1 rRNA gene is annotated in these 437 nt (G+C 53.1%); it reads right to left on the bottom strand.

Features of this window, described 5'->3' with window-relative positions:
• Nucleotides 1-10 precede the first annotated feature (10 nt).
• Nucleotides 11-437: ribosomal RNA gene (locus DC28_RS16585) — 23S ribosomal RNA — on the bottom strand; the annotation flags it as partial.

Genomic DNA, 437 nt, shown 5'->3' with positions numbered 1-437 from the left:
GCTTTCTTCTGCACGATTTCAAGTCCTATTTCACTCTCCTTTCGGAGTTCTTTTCATCTTTCCCTCACGGTACTTGTTCGCTATCGGTCTCTTGCCAGTATTTAGCCTTAGGAGGGCTCTACCTCCCAAACTTTGCGCTGCACTCCCAAGCAACGCGACTCGCCAATGGGACACTATTCGTCTGCGCATGTCATCCCGAGCAACTCACGGGGCTCTCACCCTCTCTGGCGGCGCATTCCAAACGCACTTAGACTCGGCACGCGCTGCAGCATCCCTCTTCACCCTACAACTCCCTGCCCGCGCTGGCGCGCCGAAAGGGATTTTCACGCTGGGCTCTTCCCGCTTCACTCGCCGTTACTAAGGGAATCATGGTTATTTTCTTTTTCCTCCGCTTACTAAGATGCTTCAATTCAGCGGGTAGCCTTATCTGATTTGAG

The organism is Spirochaeta lutea (genome assembly GCF_000758165.1).
GTDB classification, from domain to species: domain Bacteria; phylum Spirochaetota; class Spirochaetia; order DSM-27196; family Salinispiraceae; genus Spirochaeta_D; species Spirochaeta_D lutea.
The sequence above is the reverse complement of the archived record's forward strand: the minus strand, read 5'-3'. Positions and strand labels throughout refer to the sequence as shown.